Source organism: Mesorhizobium sp. WSM4829 (genome assembly GCF_055811475.1).
In genome coordinates this window covers 1-469 of sequence record NZ_JBVVQJ010000148.1, presented here as the reverse complement: position 1 = coordinate 469, position 469 = coordinate 1, and the positions used below count along the sequence as shown (strand labels likewise).

1 pseudogene is annotated in these 469 nt (G+C 58.2%); it reads right to left on the bottom strand.

Annotation, left to right across the window (positions count from 1 at the left end):
• A pseudogene (locus AC0L17_RS34610) lies at positions 1-446 on the bottom strand (hypothetical protein); the annotation flags it as partial.
• Positions 447-469: the final 23 nt, after the last annotated feature.

Here is a 469-nt window from a genome sequence, read left to right as displayed (position 1 = left end):
TGATCGTAACTGTCCAGCGACCCGGCAGGTCCCTGCCATCCGCGTTCGGGCAGCTCATCCCATAACTGATTCGGATCATAACCTGACATTGGAGACCGGCCAGATTGCTGCCGCCAACCCGCCTGCTCAGGGCGCATTCCCCACGCTGCGCTAGCCTCAACGACTCGTAGGTAGTCCTGAAGCTTGTTTAAACCCACGCCGCTCGAGGTCGGTGCAATGGCTTTCCTGAATGCCCGAAAATCATCCTTCACCCCTTTTATCTGCTCCTGATTGCCGAGTCGGCTCGCTATGCTCGGCTTTCCCTCCCTTCGGAGCCATTCACTGAACCTGCGTTGCCTGCTGGCCAAATCGTTGATAGGTTTCCTCTGTGCTGCAGTCATCTCCGGCCCAATGTTGTGCTTGGAGAGATCGTCGATTAGGCCCTCGTCGTCGGGATAAGCGGCCAAGGTACGGCGTCCCATGACGCGGG